The sequence below is a fragment of the Seonamhaeicola marinus genome, from assembly GCF_008085455.1.
In genome coordinates, this window is the sequence record NZ_VSDQ01000334.1 from 1 (window position 1) to 349 (window position 349).

Annotated in this window: 1 pseudogene; it reads right to left on the minus strand. The window is 28.7% G+C overall.

The window, feature by feature from the left end:
- Window positions 1-201: 201 nt before the first annotated feature.
- Window positions 202-349 (minus strand): annotated as a pseudogene (locus tag FUA24_RS04750) (cob(I)yrinic acid a,c-diamide adenosyltransferase); the annotation flags it as partial.

The window sequence follows — 349 nt, forward strand, 5'->3', positions numbered from 1 at the left end:
ACTTAAATAAGATGCTAGTTCTAAAGTCCAATACATTTCTTCTAGGTTTAATTTTTTGCAAAAATAAATTTTTAGTTTAAACGTGCAAGAAAAAAGTGCATTATTTAATCATTAATTAAAAGAGCGTTTTTCTTTACGTTACAAAAGCATAAAAATTTTACGTTTTGCAAGGTTAATACTCGGGTAGCTAAATGTTTTCGCTTAATACTTTTCAGGTATCCACTTTACTTCATTTGCTTGTAAAGTTTGTGACAACTTTCGTGCCAATACAAAAAGATAGTCAGAAAGACGGTTTAAGTACATTAAAACATTATTATTTATTGGTTCCGTTTCATTAAGTGCGGTTGCT